Source organism: Micromonospora inositola (assembly GCF_900090285.1).
Lineage (GTDB): Bacteria > Actinomycetota > Actinomycetes > Mycobacteriales > Micromonosporaceae > Micromonospora > Micromonospora inositola.
In genome coordinates, this window is record NZ_LT607754.1 from 2,873,386 (window position 1) to 2,888,254 (window position 14,869).

Annotated in this window: 16 protein-coding genes; 9 read left to right on the top strand and 7 right to left on the bottom strand. The window is 72.8% G+C overall.

Annotated features, from left to right (window positions below; all coding sequences use genetic code 11):
* The first annotated feature begins 158 nt into the window (after positions 1–158).
* From cspE to GA0070613_RS13825, 3 genes are all read left to right on the top strand, one after another.
* Complete coding sequence (cspE, locus tag GA0070613_RS13815) at positions 159–362, top strand: transcription antiterminator/RNA stability regulator CspE (protein WP_007464836.1); 204 nt, start codon at positions 159–161, stop codon at positions 360–362.
* A 221-nt stretch (positions 363–583) separates the two neighbouring features.
* Positions 584–1,894: a DEAD/DEAH box helicase gene (locus tag GA0070613_RS13820; RefSeq protein WP_089012673.1), complete on the top strand. Its 1,311-nt coding sequence runs from the start codon at positions 584–586 to the stop codon at positions 1,892–1,894.
* 275 nt (positions 1,895–2,169) lie between these two features.
* Complete coding sequence (locus GA0070613_RS13825) at positions 2,170–2,370, top strand: hypothetical protein (protein ID WP_089015932.1); 201 nt, start codon at positions 2,170–2,172, stop codon at positions 2,368–2,370.
* A 107-nt stretch (positions 2,371–2,477) separates the two neighbouring features.
* Here GA0070613_RS13825 and GA0070613_RS13830 read toward each other — a convergent pair whose 3' ends face one another.
* Genes GA0070613_RS13830 through GA0070613_RS13840 form a run of 3 tightly spaced genes read right to left on the bottom strand, consistent with a single transcriptional unit; the run spans position 2,478 to position 5,192 of the window.
* On the bottom strand, positions 2,478–3,362 hold the full coding sequence (locus GA0070613_RS13830; protein ID WP_089012674.1) for an ABC transporter permease: 885 nt from the start codon (positions 3,360–3,362) through the stop codon (positions 2,478–2,480).
* Positions 3,352–4,131 (bottom strand): ABC transporter ATP-binding protein, encoded by a 780-nt coding sequence (locus GA0070613_RS13835; protein WP_089012675.1) that lies wholly within the window; start codon positions 4,129–4,131, stop codon positions 3,352–3,354. The genes GA0070613_RS13830 and GA0070613_RS13835 overlap by 11 nt, the downstream gene beginning before the upstream one ends.
* Positions 4,128–5,192 carry an ABC transporter substrate-binding protein gene (locus GA0070613_RS13840; RefSeq protein ID WP_089012676.1) on the bottom strand — a complete coding sequence of 355 codons (1,065 nt, stop codon included), beginning with the start codon at positions 5,190–5,192 and terminating at the stop codon, positions 4,128–4,130. The genes GA0070613_RS13835 and GA0070613_RS13840 overlap by 4 nt, the downstream gene beginning before the upstream one ends.
* A 262-nt stretch (positions 5,193–5,454) precedes the next feature.
* On the opposite strand from GA0070613_RS13840, the gene GA0070613_RS13845 reads away from it, so the two are divergent.
* Genes GA0070613_RS13845 through nudC form a run of 3 tightly spaced genes read left to right on the top strand, consistent with a single transcriptional unit; the run spans position 5,455 to position 9,102 of the window.
* A complete protein-coding gene (locus tag GA0070613_RS13845) occupies positions 5,455–6,765 on the top strand; it encodes a M16 family metallopeptidase (RefSeq protein WP_089012677.1) in 1,311 nt (436 codons plus the stop codon).
* Between the two features lie 55 nt (positions 6,766–6,820).
* Entirely contained in the window at positions 6,821–8,158 is a 1,338-nt protein-coding gene (locus GA0070613_RS13850; protein ID WP_089012678.1) for a M16 family metallopeptidase, read from the top strand.
* Positions 8,155–9,102, top strand: coding sequence for an NAD(+) diphosphatase (gene nudC / locus GA0070613_RS13855; RefSeq protein ID WP_089012679.1), 948 nt, complete (start codon positions 8,155–8,157; stop codon positions 9,100–9,102). Before GA0070613_RS13850 ends, nudC begins: the two co-directional genes overlap by 4 nt.
* Before the next feature lie 140 nt (positions 9,103–9,242).
* Here the strand turns inward: nudC and GA0070613_RS13860 are convergent, their stop codons facing one another.
* From GA0070613_RS13860 to GA0070613_RS13875, 4 genes are all read right to left on the bottom strand, one after another.
* The gene (locus GA0070613_RS13860) at positions 9,243–9,512 is read right to left on the bottom strand and encodes a hypothetical protein (protein ID WP_089012680.1); all 270 of its coding nucleotides are present in this window, start codon (positions 9,510–9,512) and stop codon (positions 9,243–9,245) included.
* Between the two features lie 218 nt (positions 9,513–9,730).
* Complete coding sequence (locus GA0070613_RS13865) at positions 9,731–9,970, bottom strand: DUF397 domain-containing protein (RefSeq protein WP_089012681.1); 240 nt, start codon at positions 9,968–9,970, stop codon at positions 9,731–9,733.
* 73 nt (positions 9,971–10,043) lie between these two features.
* Positions 10,044–11,027, bottom strand: coding sequence for a helix-turn-helix domain-containing protein (locus tag GA0070613_RS13870; protein ID WP_089012682.1), 984 nt, complete (start codon positions 11,025–11,027; stop codon positions 10,044–10,046).
* A gap of 325 nt (positions 11,028–11,352) precedes the next feature.
* Positions 11,353–11,595, bottom strand: coding sequence for a mycoredoxin (locus tag GA0070613_RS13875; protein WP_089012683.1), 243 nt, complete (start codon positions 11,593–11,595; stop codon positions 11,353–11,355).
* Positions 11,596–11,687: 92 nt separating this feature from the next.
* Between GA0070613_RS13875 and GA0070613_RS13880 the strand changes: the two genes are divergently transcribed.
* The 3 genes from GA0070613_RS13880 to GA0070613_RS13890 all read left to right on the top strand — a co-directional run bounded on the left by GA0070613_RS13880 (position 11,688) and on the right by GA0070613_RS13890 (position 14,730).
* Positions 11,688–13,847, top strand: a complete 2,160-nt coding sequence (locus GA0070613_RS13880) for an ATP-dependent DNA helicase UvrD2 (RefSeq protein ID WP_089012684.1) — start codon at positions 11,688–11,690, stop codon at positions 13,845–13,847.
* 158 nt (positions 13,848–14,005) lie between these two features.
* Positions 14,006–14,233: a hypothetical protein gene (locus GA0070613_RS13885; RefSeq protein WP_408631001.1), complete on the top strand. Its 228-nt coding sequence runs from the start codon at positions 14,006–14,008 to the stop codon at positions 14,231–14,233.
* Between the two features lie 131 nt (positions 14,234–14,364).
* A complete protein-coding gene (locus tag GA0070613_RS13890) occupies positions 14,365–14,730 on the top strand; it encodes a WhiB family transcriptional regulator (protein WP_089012686.1) in 366 nt (121 codons plus the stop codon).
* The last annotated feature ends 139 nt before the right edge of the window (positions 14,731–14,869 follow it).

The window sequence follows — 14,869 nt, forward strand, 5'->3', positions numbered from 1 at the left end:
CCTGGCGGATTGTGGCCCCAGGCGCTCTTTGTTGTGTCCGGAGTTCTCCGGGCGGGGCGACCAGCAGCGACAGGCGATTCGCGCATTCCCGCGCGGAGCGCTCCTCTTCGAGCCCGCAACAGGTGCGGGTTCGACGTTCCGTCAAGGAGACGAAACAAATGGCTATTGGCACCGTCAAGTGGTTCAACGCTGACAAGGGCTTCGGCTTCATCACCCCGGACGGCGGCGGCGCCGACGTCTTCGCCCACTTCTCGGCGATCCAGTCCTCCGGCTACCGGAGCCTGGACGAGAACCAGCGGGTCGAGTTCGAGGTGACCCAGGGCCAGAAGGGCCCGCAGGCGGAGAACATCCGCCCGCTCTGATCTTCGGATCACCCAGCACCATCCACCGCACCCTCAGGGTGCGGTGACGGGACCGGTCCGCCGCGCCGCCCACCCGCTCCGGCGGGGCGCGGCGTGCTGCGGCGGACCGGCCCGTACCCCCTTCGGTTCGTGCTTGTGAGTCGCGACGGGCTTTACCGCCGACGACAGCGCCGCTGCGGCGCCCTCCCTCGACACGTGCCGCGTCGAGGAAGGCATTCCGCATGACCATGACCATTCCCACCTTCGCCGCCACCGGGCTCGCCCCGGCGCTGCTCACCGAGCTCGCGGCGCAGGGCATCACCGAGCCGTTCCCGATCCAGTCGGCGACCCTGCCGGACTCGCTCGCCGGCCGGGACGTGCTCGGCCGGGGCCGGACCGGCTCCGGCAAGACGCTCGCCTTCGGGCTGCCGGTGCTGCACCGCACCGCCGGCCGTCGGGCCCGCCCCGGCCGTCCGCTGGCGCTCGTGCTGGTGCCGACCCGGGAGCTGGCTCAGCAGGTCACCACCGCGCTCGCCCCGTACGCCCGTGCCCTCGGGCTGCGCTGCGCCACCGTGGTCGGCGGCCTGTCGCTGCAGCGGCAGGCGGACGCGCTGCGGGCCGGCGCCGAGGTGGTCGTGGCCACCCCCGGCCGGCTGCACGACCTGATCAACCGTGGTGACGCCCGCCTCGGCGAGGTCGCCATCACCGTGCTCGACGAGGCCGACCAGATGGCCGACATGGGCTTCCTGCCGCAGGTCACCAAGCTGCTGGAGCAGGTCGCCCCGGACGGCCAGCGGATGCTCTTCTCCGCCACGCTGGACGGCGGCGTGGACCGGCTGGTCCGTCGCTTCCTGAGCAACCCGGTGTCGCACTCGGTCGACCCGGGCACCGCCACGGTCACCGCGATGACCCACCACGTGCTGCACGTCGAGGCGGCGGACAAGCCCGACGCGCTGGCCCGGATCGCCGCCCGCGAGGGCCGCACCATCCTGTTCATGGGGACGAAGCACCGCGCCGACCGGCTGGCCCGCCAGTTGCTCTCCAGGGGGGTACGCGCCGCGGCGCTGCACGGCGGCAAGTCGCAGCCGCAGCGCACCCGGATCCTGGAGCAGTTCCGCACCGGCCAGGTGACCGCCCTGGTCGCCACCGACGTGGCGGCCCGGGGCATCCACGTGGACGGGCTCGACATGGTGGTCAACGTGGACCCGCCGACCGAGGCCAAGGACTACCTGCACCGGGGGGGTCGTACCGCCCGGGCGGGGGAGTCCGGCACCGTGGTCACCCTGGTTCTGCCGGAGCAGCGCCGGGACGTGTCGCGGCTGATGACCGTGGCCGGTATCAAGCCCCAGTCGACCCAGGTGCGCCTCGGCGAGGAGGCGTTGGCCCGGGTCACCGGCGCCCGGGAGCCCTCCGGCGTGCCGGTGACCATCGCCGCCCCGCAGCCGGCGCCGGCCGCGCGCCCGCGTACCGGTGGTGGCGGCGGGGAGGGCGCCCGGTCCGCGCACCGGACGTCGGGCCGCTCGCGGCGCCCGCGCCGCCCGCGTACCGCCTGATCGTTTCCGGCCCGCAGCGGCCGCGCACCGCCCGACGGCGGTCGCGCGGCCGCTGCGCCGTTTGCCGGCCCCGGACGTGTCGCTCGGGGCCCGCCGGTCCTCGGAGGTGATCGACGCCGCGGGATCGGATGGGCGCGGTGGGTGACCGTCGACGGGGCTGAGTCGGCAAACCGGCGCGACTGCGTCCGATCGGCGACTGTTTCCGGCTGGGTGCCTGGTCGAAGCTTGTCCGGGGGAGATCCGGCCGGCACCGGCCGGACACGGGAGGGGTGACCATGGCGGGCGACGCCGACTCCGGGGCGGGGGGCGAGCTGCTGCTGGTGTTCGCGGTGGCGGGCGCGGGGCTGCTGCTCGCCATGGTCGCGGCGCTGGCGCCGTGGCACCCGACGCCCGGCCGGGCCGCCCCGGCCGGGCTGGTCGAACTGCACGGGCCCGCCGGTCCGGCGGCGCCGGCCGTCAAGCTGACCGCCGGCTGAACCGGGCGGTGGGACCGGACCCGGCGGCGTTGGCGACGGCGGCGGCGACGGCGACGGCGAGCATGGCCCGGAGCGCGTAGTCGGCCCTCGCGGAGACGTACACGGGCTCAGTTGCCGGCCTGGTCCAGCACGCCCCAGCGGCGCCGGATCGCCTTGTCGGCGGCGCCGAAGGCCGAGTCGACCAGGAGGCCCACCACCAGGATGACGATCATGATGGCCATCAGCCGGGGCGCCTCGCTGAGCTCGCGGGCGTAGGTGAGCTGGGCACCGATCGACGTCCGGGTCGCGATGACCACCAGCAGCTCGCCGGCCATCAGGCTGCGCCAGGCGAACGCCCAGCCCTGCTTGAGCCCGGCCACGATGGCCGGCAGCGCGGCCGGCGCGATGACGTACCGGTAGAGGTTCAGCCCCCGGGCACCGATGTTGCGGCCGGCCCGGACCAGCAGCGGCGGCACGTAGTCGACGCCGTGGATGACGCCGTTGGCGACCGACGGGGCCGCGCCGAGCACCACCACGAAGAAGATCGCCTGCTCGCTGAGCTGGAAGAGCAGGATCGCCAGCGGGAACCAGGCGATCGACGGCATGGTCTGCAGCGCCGTGATCATCGACCCGAGCGCGGCCCGGAGCACCTTCACCCGGGCGACGCCCAGGCCGAGCACCAGCCCGACGGCGACCGCGGCGGCGAAGCCGACGGCGGCCCGCCGGCCGGTGGTGGCCAGGCCGTCCCAGAGCGCGGCGCTGACCAGGTAGTGGCCGAGGTCCGCGAAGACCGTGGCGGGCGAGGGCAGCGCCCACGGCTCCTTCCAGCCGGTCAGGAACACGACCTGCCAGATGCCGATCACGAGCCCGAGGGCGGCCAGCTTCGGCCAGGTGGCAGACCACAGGCGCAGGGCACGCGAGGGCCCCTTCTCCCGACCGGCGATCTCCAGTGCGTCGAGCCCGGAGATCTCCGCGTCGGTACGCGGCGTCCCGGCGAGCGTGTCACTGGCCATGACGGCCCACCTCCGTACGCAGCCGGTCGGTGACCTCGGCGGCGATGGACGCGATCTCGGGGGAGTCGATCCGTCGGGGCCGGGGCACGTCGACCCGGGTGGAGTAGATGATCCGGCCGGGCCGGCTGGAGAGCAGGATGATCCGGTCGGCGAGGCGGGCCGCCTCGCGGACGTTGTGGGTCACGAAGAGCACGGTGAGCTTCCGCTCGGACCAGATCCGCTCCAGCTCGTCGTGGAGGATGTCCCGGGTCATCGCGTCGAGCGCGCCGAACGGCTCGTCCATCAGCAGCACGGGGGTGTCCAGGGCGAGGGTGCGGGCCAGCGCGACCCGCTGCCGCATGCCGCCGGAGAGCTCGTGCGGCCGCTTGCGGCCGAACTCGGACAGGTGGACCGTGCGCAGCAGCTCGGCCACCCTGCTCCGGCGCTCGGCGCGGGGCAGCCCGCGCAGCTTCAACGGCACCTCGACGTTGGCCTCGACGGTGAGCCACGGGAAGAGCGCCGGTTCCTGGAACATCAGGCCGGGGTTGACCCCGTCGCCCAGCTCGATCCGCCCGCCGCTGGCCCGGTCCAGCCCGGCGACCAGGTTGAGCAGGGTGCTCTTGCCGCAGCCGGAGGCGCCGACCAGGCAGACGAACTCACCGGGGGCGACGTCCAGCGACACCCCGTCCAGGGCCAGGACGGCGTTCTCGCCCTGGCCGTACACCTTGGTCACGCCCTGCAGCGCGACCGAACCGGTCGCGCTGCGGGGCGTCGTCGTGGTCGACGTCACGGCTGGGTGACCTCGGGCTTGCCCTGTGCCTTGAGCGCCTCGTTGAGGAACCTCAGGTCGTAGAGGCCGTTCAGGTCGACCGGCTGGGTCAGCTCGACGGCGACCGCGTGGTCCAGGCCGGTCTTCAGCGAGGACGCGATCGGGTCGTTGGTGAACTCCAGGGTCGGCCACGCCTGCTTGATCAGCTTGAGGTCCAGCGGCTTGCCGGTGATCTTGCCGATGTGGTCGGAGACGGCCTGCTGCGCCTCGTCCGGCTTGGAGTTGACGAACTCGTTCGCCGCCACCTGCCCCTCGACCAGCTTCTTCACCACGTCCGGGTGGGCCTTGAGGAACTTGGTGCTGACGATCAGGTTGGTGATGACGAACTTCTTGTCCGGCCACAGGTCGCGCTCGTCGACCAGGACCTTGCCGCCGGCGTTGACCAGCCGGGACACGAACGGCTCCGGGACCCAGGCGCCGTCGATCGCGCCGCTGCTGAAGGTCTCCACCGTCTGCGCGTTCTCCTGGGGGACGACCTTGACGTCGCCGCCGCCCTCCTTGGTGGTCTTGAGGCCCTTCTCCTTGAGCCAGTAGCGCAGCGCAACGTCCTGGGTGTTGCCGAGCTGTGGGGTGGCGATCTTCCTGCCGCGCAGCTGCTCGACCGTGGTGATCTCCGGCTTGACCACCAGGGCTACGCCGCCGGAGGCGGTGCCGGAGACGACCCGGACGGCCTCGCCCCTGGACTTGGAGAAGGCGTTCACGGTCGGGTTCGGACCGATGTACGTGGCGTCGAGCGCACCGGAGAAGATCGCCTCGATGGCGGCCGGGCCGGCGTTGAAGGTCTTCGTCTCCAGCGTGACGTCGTTGCCCAGTTTCTCGGCGAAGATGCCCTTCTCCACACCGACCACGGCCGGGGCGTGGGTGATGTTGGGGAAGTAGCCGAGGCGCAGCGTCACCGGGCCGGACTTGCCGGCGGCGTCGTCGCGGTCGTCGCCGCACGCTGCCGTGGTGCCGAGGGTGGCCGCGCCGACGACGGCGAGGGTGGCGAGGGAGACCAGCCGACGGAAGGGGAGCCGTCTCATCGTCTATCCAATCCGCAGTATTCCTACTTAGTTGGTAGGAAGAGGGGGGCAGTCCGCGACCGGCGTCAAGACCGATCCACGATCCGGGATGCCCCCTCTCGGAATTCTCGACAATTCCCACCTGTTCGGTGGACTTCGCGGCGCCGGTCCGCCCACCGCCGGCACCGCCGTCCAGGCCGCCGCCGGGATCCGCCAGGCGCGCCGCCCACCGCTGGCCGAAGGAGCCGGGTACGAAGGGTGCCGACGGGTTAAGGTCGATCACGTGCCGACGCGGAGAGCGAGAATTCCAGCGACGAAATACCCGGTCGAGCGGTTCACCCTCGACAACGGCCTGCGAGTGGTGCTCACCCCCGACCGCAGCGCCCCGGTGATCGGGGTGGCGGTGGTCTACGACGTCGGCATCCGCTCCGAACCCGAGGGGCGCACCGGCTTCGCCCACCTCTTCGAACACCTGATGTTCCAGGGCTCGGAGAACCTGGAGAAGCTGGCCCACTTCCGGCACGTCCAGGGCGCCGGCGGCACCTTCAACGGCTCCACCCACCTGGACTACACCGACTACTTCGAGACCCTGCCCGCCAACGCGCTGGAACGGGCCCTCTTCCTGGAGGCCGACCGGATGCGCGGCCCCCGGCTGACCGAGGAGAACCTGCGCAACCAGGTCGACGTGGTCAAGGAGGAGATCCGGGTCAACGTGCTCAACCGGCCGTACGGCGGGTTCCCCTGGTTGACCCTGCCGCCGGTCATGTTCGACACCTTCCCCAACGCGCACGACGGCTACGGCTCCTTCGACGACCTGGAGTCGGCCACCGTCGCCGACGCGGCCGACTTCTTCCGCCGCTACTACGCCAGCGGCAACGCCGTCCTCGCGGTCAGCGGGGACGTCGACGTGGCCGAGGCGACCGAGCTGATCGCGCGGCACTTCGGTGACGTGCCGGCCCGGCCCGCCCCGCGGCGCCCCGACTTCACCGAGCCCGACCTGACCGCCGAGCGGCGCAGGTCGTACACCGACAAGCTGGCGCCGCTGCCGGCGGTGGCCGGGGCCTGGCGGGTGCCCGACCCGGTCGACGACTTCGCCGGCTACCTGCCGTACGTGGTGCTGGCCGAGGTGCTCACCGACGGGGACGCGTCCCGGCTGGTCGAGCGGCTGGTCCAGCGGGACCGGACGGTGACCAGCCTCGGCGGGTACCTCGGTTTCATGGGCGACCCGTTCGACGTCCGCGACCCCACGGCGCTGCTGCTCCAGGCGCACCTGCCGCCCGGCGGCGACATGGACAAGGTGCTGCGCACCATCGACGAGGAGCTGGACCGGCTGGCCACCGACGGGTTGACCGAGGGCGAACTGGCCCGTACCCAGGCCAGGATGGCCACCCACCTGCTGCGGGACACCGACGCGGTGCTCGGCCGGGCGCTGCAGATGGCCGTGCTGGAGCAGCAGCGCGGCGAGCCGGGCCTGCTCAACGAGCTGCCCCGGCTGGTCGGCGAGGTCACCGAGGAGCAGGTCCGCGCCGCCGCCGCCACCCTGCGGCCGGAGCGCCGCGCGTCCATCGAGGTCATCGCCGGAGGTGCCAGGTGAGCGCGAGGAGCGAGCCGGGTTTGCGAGCACCGCAGTCGCGAACGGAGGAGGGTCAGTGACGGCAACCGTGGAGACCGGGACGCGGCCGCTGCCGCCGCTCGGCCCCAACCGCAAGCTCAAGCTGCCCAAGCAGGCGGAGCGCACCCTCGCCAACGGTCTCACCGTGATAGCCGTACGCCGGCCGGCGGTGCCGCTGGTCGAGCTGCGGCTCTGGATGCCGTTCGGGCGCACCCACCTGGCCCGCGGCGCGATGGTCGCGCAGACCATCCTCTCGGGCACGCAGACCCACACCGCGACCGAGATCGCCGCCGAGTTGCAGAAGGTCGGCGGCGGGCTCTCCGCCGGGGTCGACCCGGACCGGCTGATGCTCTCCGGGGCCGGCCTGGTCACCGGGCTGGACCGGATGCTGGAGATCCTCGCCGACGTGCTGACCGGGGCCACCTACCCGGCCCAGTGGGTCGAGACCGAGCGGGACCGGCTGGTCGACCGGATCCAGGTGGCGCAGAGCCAGCCCGCGCACCTCGCCCGCACCGCCCTGCTGAAGCGGGTCTACGGCAGGCACCCGTACGCGATCCAGACCCCGGAAGCCGACCAGGTCCGCGCGGTCCGCCCGCCGGCCCTGCGCAAGCTGCACGCCGAGCGGGTGCACCCGGCCGGCGCGGTGCTGGTGCTGGTTGGCGAGGTGCAGCCGGAGCGCGCGCTGGATGCCGCCGAGCGGGCCCTCGCCGGCTGGAAGGGGGACGGGCACACCGCCGAGCTGCCGCCCGCCCCGCCGCTGGAGCCCGGCCCGCTGCTGCTGGTCGACCGGCCCGGCTCGGTGCAGTCGTCGCTGCGGATCGCGCTGCCGGCGGTCCCGCGCACCCATCCCGACCACGCCGCCCTGCAACTGGCCAACCTGGTCTTCGGCGGCTACTTCTCCTCCCGCTGGGTGGAGAACATCCGCGAGGACAAGGGCTACACCTACGGCCCGCACTCGCTGGTCGAGCACTCGGTGGCCGGGTCCGTACTGGTCGCCGCCGCCGAGGTGGCCACCGAGGTCACCGCCCCGGCGCTGCTGGAGACCACGTACGAGCTGGGCCGGCTGGCGTCCCTGCCGGTGCGGCCGGAGGAGCTGGAGCAGGCCCGCCAGTACGCCCTCGGCACGCTTCAGCTCGGCATGTCCACGCAGGCCGGGCTCGCCTCGCTGACCAGCGCGTACGCCGGCAACGGGCTGCGCCTGGACTTCCTCGCCGAGCACGCCGCCCGGTTGGCGAGGGCGACCGTGGACGACGTCGCCGAGGCCGGGGCGCGCTACCTGGCCCCGGCGAAGGCGGTCACCGTCGTGCTCGGCGACGCCGAACGGGTCGCCGAGCCGCTGTCCGCCCTGACCCCGGTGCGGACGGACTCGGCGTGAGCGGTGAGGCCGCCCCGCCGCTGGCCCGGTCCACCCTGGACCGGGCGGCGCACCGGCGTACCGACCCGGCCTGGCTGGCCGAGGCGTGGGAGCGGGCCCGGGTGCTGGTGCTGGACTCGGCCGACGACGGCCGGGCGCTGGTCCGTGGCGAGGCCGCCCCGCCGGAACTGGTGCTGCTCGGCTCCGGCGAGCTGCCCGCGGTGCCCCGGTCGGTGCCGATGTTCCTGGGCGTCGAGCCGGACGGGGTGCCGGTCTTCGCGGTGGACGCGCCGTTGCCGGAGCTGCCCGGCGCCCGGGCGGTCAGCCTGCGCGAGGTGGGCCACCTGCTCGTCGACCGGGACGCGGGGATCTTCACCACCGCCCTGGCCCTGCTGAACTGGCACATCCGGCACGGCTATTCGTCCTCGACGGGGCATCCGACGCAGGTGGACGAGGCCGGCTGGTCGCGGATCGACCCGGACGGCGACCGGGTGTGGCCGCGCACCGACCCGGCGATGATCGTGCTGGTGCACGACGGGGCGGCCGGGCCGGAGGGGCGCTGCCTGCTCGGCAACAACGCCACCTGGCCGAGCACTCCCGGCCAGCGCCGCTTCTCCTGCCTCGCCGGCTACGTGGAGCCGGGGGAGTCGGCGGAGGCCGCCGTGCTGCGCGAGGTCCGCGAGGAGGTCGGCGTCGGGGTCGAGGAGATCGCGTACGCGGGCAGCCAGTCCTGGCCGTTCCCGGGCTCGCTGATGCTCGGCTTCCTGGCCCGGGCCGACGCCGACGAGCCGGTTCGCGTCGACCCGGCGGAGATCGCCCACGCCCGCTGGTTCACCCGGCGCGAGATCGGCGCCGCCCTGTCCGGGCGTCCGGTCGACGTGGGCGAGGGCAACCGGCTGGTCCTGCCGCCACCCTCCTCGATCGCGCTCTTCCTGATCCACCGCTGGCTCGACGGCCACTGCTGACCCGGGGCGGGACGAGGTCCCGGCCCGTGACCGTCGTTGCCGCGAGGGTCACGGGCCGGGAACACGGGCCGTCGTGGTCGGCTGGGTCAAGGAACACGGCGGGGGAAGCCGGTCCGGCCACGACGGACGTCAGGTGTGGGTCAGGTGCGCTCCCAGCGGTACGGGTACCGGGGGTCGGGGTCGGAGATGGGCAGCACCTTGACCCGTTGTCGGCCGGAGCGGACCGCCCCGACGGTGGCGAGGGCCCGGGCCAGCAGCAGCGCGGCGTCGCGGTCCTCGGCGTGCACGACCTGGCGGCGGGGTTCCGGCTCGGTGGTCTCGTCCCGCAGCCGGCCACCGTCGGCCCACGCGGCGGCGATGTCGATGTCGGCGGCGGCGCGGATGTCGGTGCGAACGATCAGGAACCGCATGGGTGTCCCCCGGACGGATCTCGACGGACGAGGACGGGGCTGGAAGTTCCACGTCACTCTTTCGTCATGTTACGCCCGGTGGCCTTCCCAACAAGTGAAACCCGACGATCCCCGGTGGCGTAGTCCGATCGGGGGACCCCTGGTCAGGACGGTCGTCGGCAGTGGACACGCGAGAGGGCCGCCGGCGCCACGCCGACGGCCCCCGGGTCCTCGCCGGATCAGTTCAGATCGAACTGCCCGTTCTTCGCGCCGGCGATGAAGCCCAGCCAGCCGGCGCGGTTGAACAGCAGTACCGGGCCGCCCCGGTCCTTGCTGTCGCGCAGCGCGACCGCGGCCGGCCCGGTGCGCAGCGGGGCGACCTCGACGCAGTTGGAGGTCTGGCTGCGGGTGCTGGTGCGCCACGGGGCGTCGGCGAGCTGCCGCGCGAGGCCGGCCGGGCTGTTGCGGATCTCGTTCATGGTCCTGCTCCTGTTCTGGAGTGCTCCGATGGGGGCGAGTGACGCCGCAGGCCGGACGGGTCCCCTCGTGGGGTCACCGGTCCGTCGTCAGGCGCCCCGAGTCACGACGGCGCTGGACCGGCGCCGTTGCCGGGCCGTACGCCACCGTGGACTCGGGTGCCGTGTCGGTCAGCCGTCCCGTCGCCTCGATGAGCCAGGAGAGGGTGTCCGACGCGGAGAGCGCCGCCGAGCATAGCCACTCGAACGCCACTTTATAGCGATTTAGGGCGTTTGCCTCGGTGGACATGACATCGGTGAAGCCACCTTCGATGGCGAGCGTCTCCGGATCGAGCGGATCGGCGAACCGGTAGACCGAGAAGGCGGTCGGCGGGAGGTACCAGTCGGCGATCGGGGTGTCCCGCAGCAGCAGGTGCAGCGTGACGTTCGGCAGCATGGCCAGCTCGCAGAGGTGCACGATCTGCTCGTGCAGCACCTCGGGCGGGCCGGCGCGCCGGCCGAGGGCCGCGTCCTCCAGGACCGCCGTGTAGCGGGGCGCGTCGGGGGAGCGGGTCAGCAGTGACTGCCGGGCCTGCCGGGCGCGTACCTCGGTCTCCGGGTCCTCGCCGGCCTCCGGGTCGCCGGCCTGCTCGGCGACCTGGGCCGCGGAGATGATCCGCTGCCGGGCGTAGCCCGGGGTCTGCAGCAGCCCGGGCACCATCACCGGGTTGTACTCCGAGATCTCCGCGCAGCCCGCCTCCAGCTCGGCGAAGCCCCGCTGCTGCTGGGTCATCACCGGGAAGTTGCGCAGCCAGCCGCGCATGTCGCCGGCCTCCTGGGTGATCCCCAGCAGCTCCTCGTGCAGCTCCCCGTCGGCCCCGTAGAGGACGAGCAGGTCCCGGACGTCGTCCGGGTCGGGGCGGCTGCGGCCGTTCTCCAGTCGGGACAACTTGGACGCGGAGGCCCAGCCGATCCGCTCGATGACCTGGTCCCCGGTGAGACCAGCCGCCTCGCGCAGCCGGCGCAGCTCGGTGCCGAGCCTGCGCCGGCGCAGGATCGGGCTCGGTACAGCAGGAGGCACGATGTCCTCTTCTCCGTCGACCGCCGCAGGACGCGACGGTAACTGTATGAAATTCGCCCCCCACGGTCAGTATGGACGGCGCGACCGGTGTCGGAGGTTCCGGCGAGGGCGTGTCTCGAGACAAAAAGAGGACTGTGGAGAGGTGCCGGCCGCCAAGCGGCTCGTGCCGAGCGAACTGCTGGCCGAGGCGAACGGCGTGCAGTTGTTGTCACGACACGCCGAGGTCGAGGGCAATAAGTCCATGATCAACCGCGGGGGACGGGGGTGGGAGACGGGAAGAGCGGCCGGCCCCGGGGGGCGGCCGCTCTTCCGGTGTGCTGGTGGGTCAGGCGTTGAGGGTGGCGAGGTGCTGCTTGACCTGGGTGATCGAGGGGTTGGTGAGGGCGCTGCCGTCGGCGAAGCGCAGGGTCGGGACGGTCTGGTTGCCGCCGTTGACCTTCATCACGAAGTTCGCGGCCTTCGGGTCCTGCTCGATGTCGACCACCTCGTACCCGATGCCCTCCCGGTCGAGCTGCGACTTCAGCCGGTGGCAGTAGCCGCACCACGAGGTCGAATACATCGTCAGCATGGTCAGGTCCTCCAAGGGGATGGCTCGGGCCCGGTCGGTTCTGGCCAGGCTAACCGCTGCAACATCGCCCAGGGCTGGAATGATTCCTCGCTGTGGTGGTTCACTCAGCGGCGGAACGGGTGCTGGCCGGGCTCGATCCGGAGCAGCGGTCCGCGGTGACCGCCCCGGCCGGGCCGGTCTGCATCCTGGCTGGCGCGGGCACCGGCAAGACCCGCGCGGTGACCTCCCGGATCGCCCACCGCGCGCTCACCGGGGACATCTCCCCCCGGCACGTGCTCGCGGTCACCTTCACCGCCCGGGCCGCCGCCGAAATGCGAAGCCGTCTCGCCATCCTTGGGGTGCCGGGTGTGCAGGCACGTACGTTCCATGCCGCGGCCCTGCGCCAGGTGCGCTACTTCGCCCCCCGGCTGCTGGAGGGGCGGGCCATGCCGGAATTGCTGGACAGCAAGGTCCGGGTGGTCACCCTGGCCGCCGTCAAGGTGGGCCTGCGGGCCGACCGCGCCGCCGCCCGGGACCTCGCCGGGGAGATCGAGTGGGCCAAGTCGTCGCTGGTGGAGCCGGGTGAGTACGTGGTGGCCGCCGCCAAGGCGCTGCGGGACACGCCGCACGAGCCGGCGAAGGTGGCCGAGGTCTTCGCCGCGTACGAGAAGCTCAAGCGCGGCAACGGCGTGATCGACTTCGAGGACATGCTGCGCGCCGCCGTCTGGGGGATCGAGGAGCACCCCGACGTCGCCGAGCAGGTACGCGGCCAGTACCGGCACTTCGTCGTCGACGAGTACCAGGACGTCAACCCGCTCCAGCAGCGGCTGTTGGAGGCGTGGCTCGGCGGTCGGGACGACCTCACCGTGGTCGGCGACGCCAGCCAGACCATCTACTCGTTCACCGGGGCCACCTCGTCGTACCTGGTGGACTTCCCGCGCCGGCACCGGGGCGCGACCGTGGTCCGGCTGGTCCGTGACTACCGCTCCACGCCACAGGTGGTCGGGCTGGCCAACGCGGTGATCTCGCAGGCCCGGGGCGCCGAGGCCCGGCTGCGGCTGGAGCTGGTCGGGCAGCGCCCGGCCGGTCCCGAACCGGAGCTGCGGATCTTCACCGACGAGCCGGCCGAGGCCAACGCGGTCGCGGCCCGCTGCCGGGCGCTGGTCGACGGCGGCACCCCGGCCCGGGAGATCGCGGTGCTGTTCCGCACCAACGCGCAATCCGAGGCGTACGAGAAGGCGCTCACCGAGGCCGAGGTGCCGTACGTGGTGCAGGGGGCGGAGCGCTTCTTCGAGCGGCCCGAGGTACGCCAGGCCATGATCGCGCTGCGCGCCGCCACCCGCTCGATCCCGGGGGAGACGCCGCTGCCGGCCGCCGTCGTCGACGGGCTCTCCGCCGTCGGCTGGGCCCCCGACGCCGCCCCCGCCGGTGGTGCGGCCCGGGAGCGCTGGGAGGCGCTCGCCGCGCTGGCCCAGCTCGCCGAGGAGTACGCCGCGACGCCCGAGGTGCTGCCGGTCGGCGAGGCCGCCGCGGTGGAGCGGTCGGTGACGCTCGCCGACTTCAACGACGAGCTGGCCCGCCGGGCCGCCCAGCAGCACGTGCCCACGGTCGACGGGGTGACCCTGGCCTCACTGCACTCCGCCAAGGGGCTGGAGTGGGACGCGGTCTTCCTGGTCGGTCTCGCCGAGGGCACCCTGCCCACCACGTACGCGAAGACCCCGGAGCAGGTCGAGGAGGAGCGCCGGCTGCTCTACGTCGGGATCACCCGGGCCCGGGAGTGGCTCTGGCTGTCGTACGCCGCGGCCCGCTCGCCGGGCGGACGGGCCCGGCGGCCGTCCCGCTTCCTGCCCCAGCTCGACCGCTCGGGCGGCGCCGAGCGGGCCGGCGCGGGCGCGGTCCGGCGGACCGACCGGCGGCGCAACCAGGTCGTCTCCTGCCGGATCTGCGGCGCGACCCTGCTCGCCGGGGCGGACCGCAAGCTGGGCCGCTGCCCGACCTGCCCGTCGGACATCGACGAGGAGCTGTACGAGCGGCTGCGCGAGTGGCGGCAGCGGGTGGCCGGCGCGCAGAAGGTCCCGGCGTACGTGGTCTTCACCGACGCCACGCTGACCGCGCTGGCCGAGCGGAAGCCGGGCCGGACCGAGGAGCTGATCGCGATCGCCGGGATCGGTCCTCGCAAACTGGGCCTTTACGGCGAGACGGTGCTGGCCCTGGTGGGGGGCGCGGCGGTCGACGACGTCTGCCCGGAGAAAACTTTCGAAATCGAGTCGTAAATTCGTTTGCCCTCGCCCCCGGGCGAGGAATAGCCTCAGGACACACCTCGGGAGCGGCGCCATTCCGGCTGCTCACAGGGGTTGAGTCCATAGTCGGCACGAGGAACGTGAGGGAGGTGGCACCCGTGAAGATTTTCAACTATGAGCGTCCGGCGGTGATGCCGGCTGCCTGCGCTCCGCTGTCGGCTGTCCGGGTGGCCGTTGCCGCTACGCGACCGTCGGTTCCGCAGGTGCACCAGGTCCAGGTTCAGGCCGAGCTGACCCTGACCGTTGCGCCCACCGGAATCCAGCTCCCGGGGACCAGTGGCTTCACGGGCAAGGGCATCGATGGCGCCAAGAAGCGCATGGATGTCCGCGGCGTTCCACCTCGAGGTAGACCGGTCTGATCACCAGACCACCGGCTCACCTCGAGGCCGCGGAACCCGCACACCGGGATCCGCGGCCTCAGTTTTTTGCCCTGCCGAAGTACGTCGGAAGTGCGATCCACGAGATCGAAGTGAGAGAGAGGTGACCGGGCATGAGTCTGGCGTTGGCCCCGCTCGACGTGAGCGTCGAAGTGGAGGCGAACCTGCCCTGCCGGAAGTTCGACCCCGACCTGTGGTTCTCCGACTCGCCTGCCGAGCTCGAGCTGGCCAAGTCGCTCTGCGGGGACTGCCCGCTGCGCGTCGAGTGCCTCGCCGGGGCGGTGGAGCGGGCCGAGCCCTGGGGCGTCTGGGGCGGCGAGATCTTCGAGCGTGGCGCGGTCGTCCCGCGTAAGCGGCCCCGTGGCCGTCCGCGCAAGGAGGACCTCGCCCGTGACGCCGCTCTGCGGGTCGAGGCCGAGGCGCGACTGGCGGCCAGCGGGCTGTCCGAGTCGCGGCACGCGGTCCGGCTGGCAGCCTGACAATGCACCCGTTCCGTACCCAGGCCGGCCGCAAGCCGGTTGTCAGAGAGATGAATCAGATGCTGTACGTACCCAATGGAGCCGTTGAGATGCAACTACTCCACGAAGCGTTGTCCCGGGCCCGAATGCCCCGGCCTCA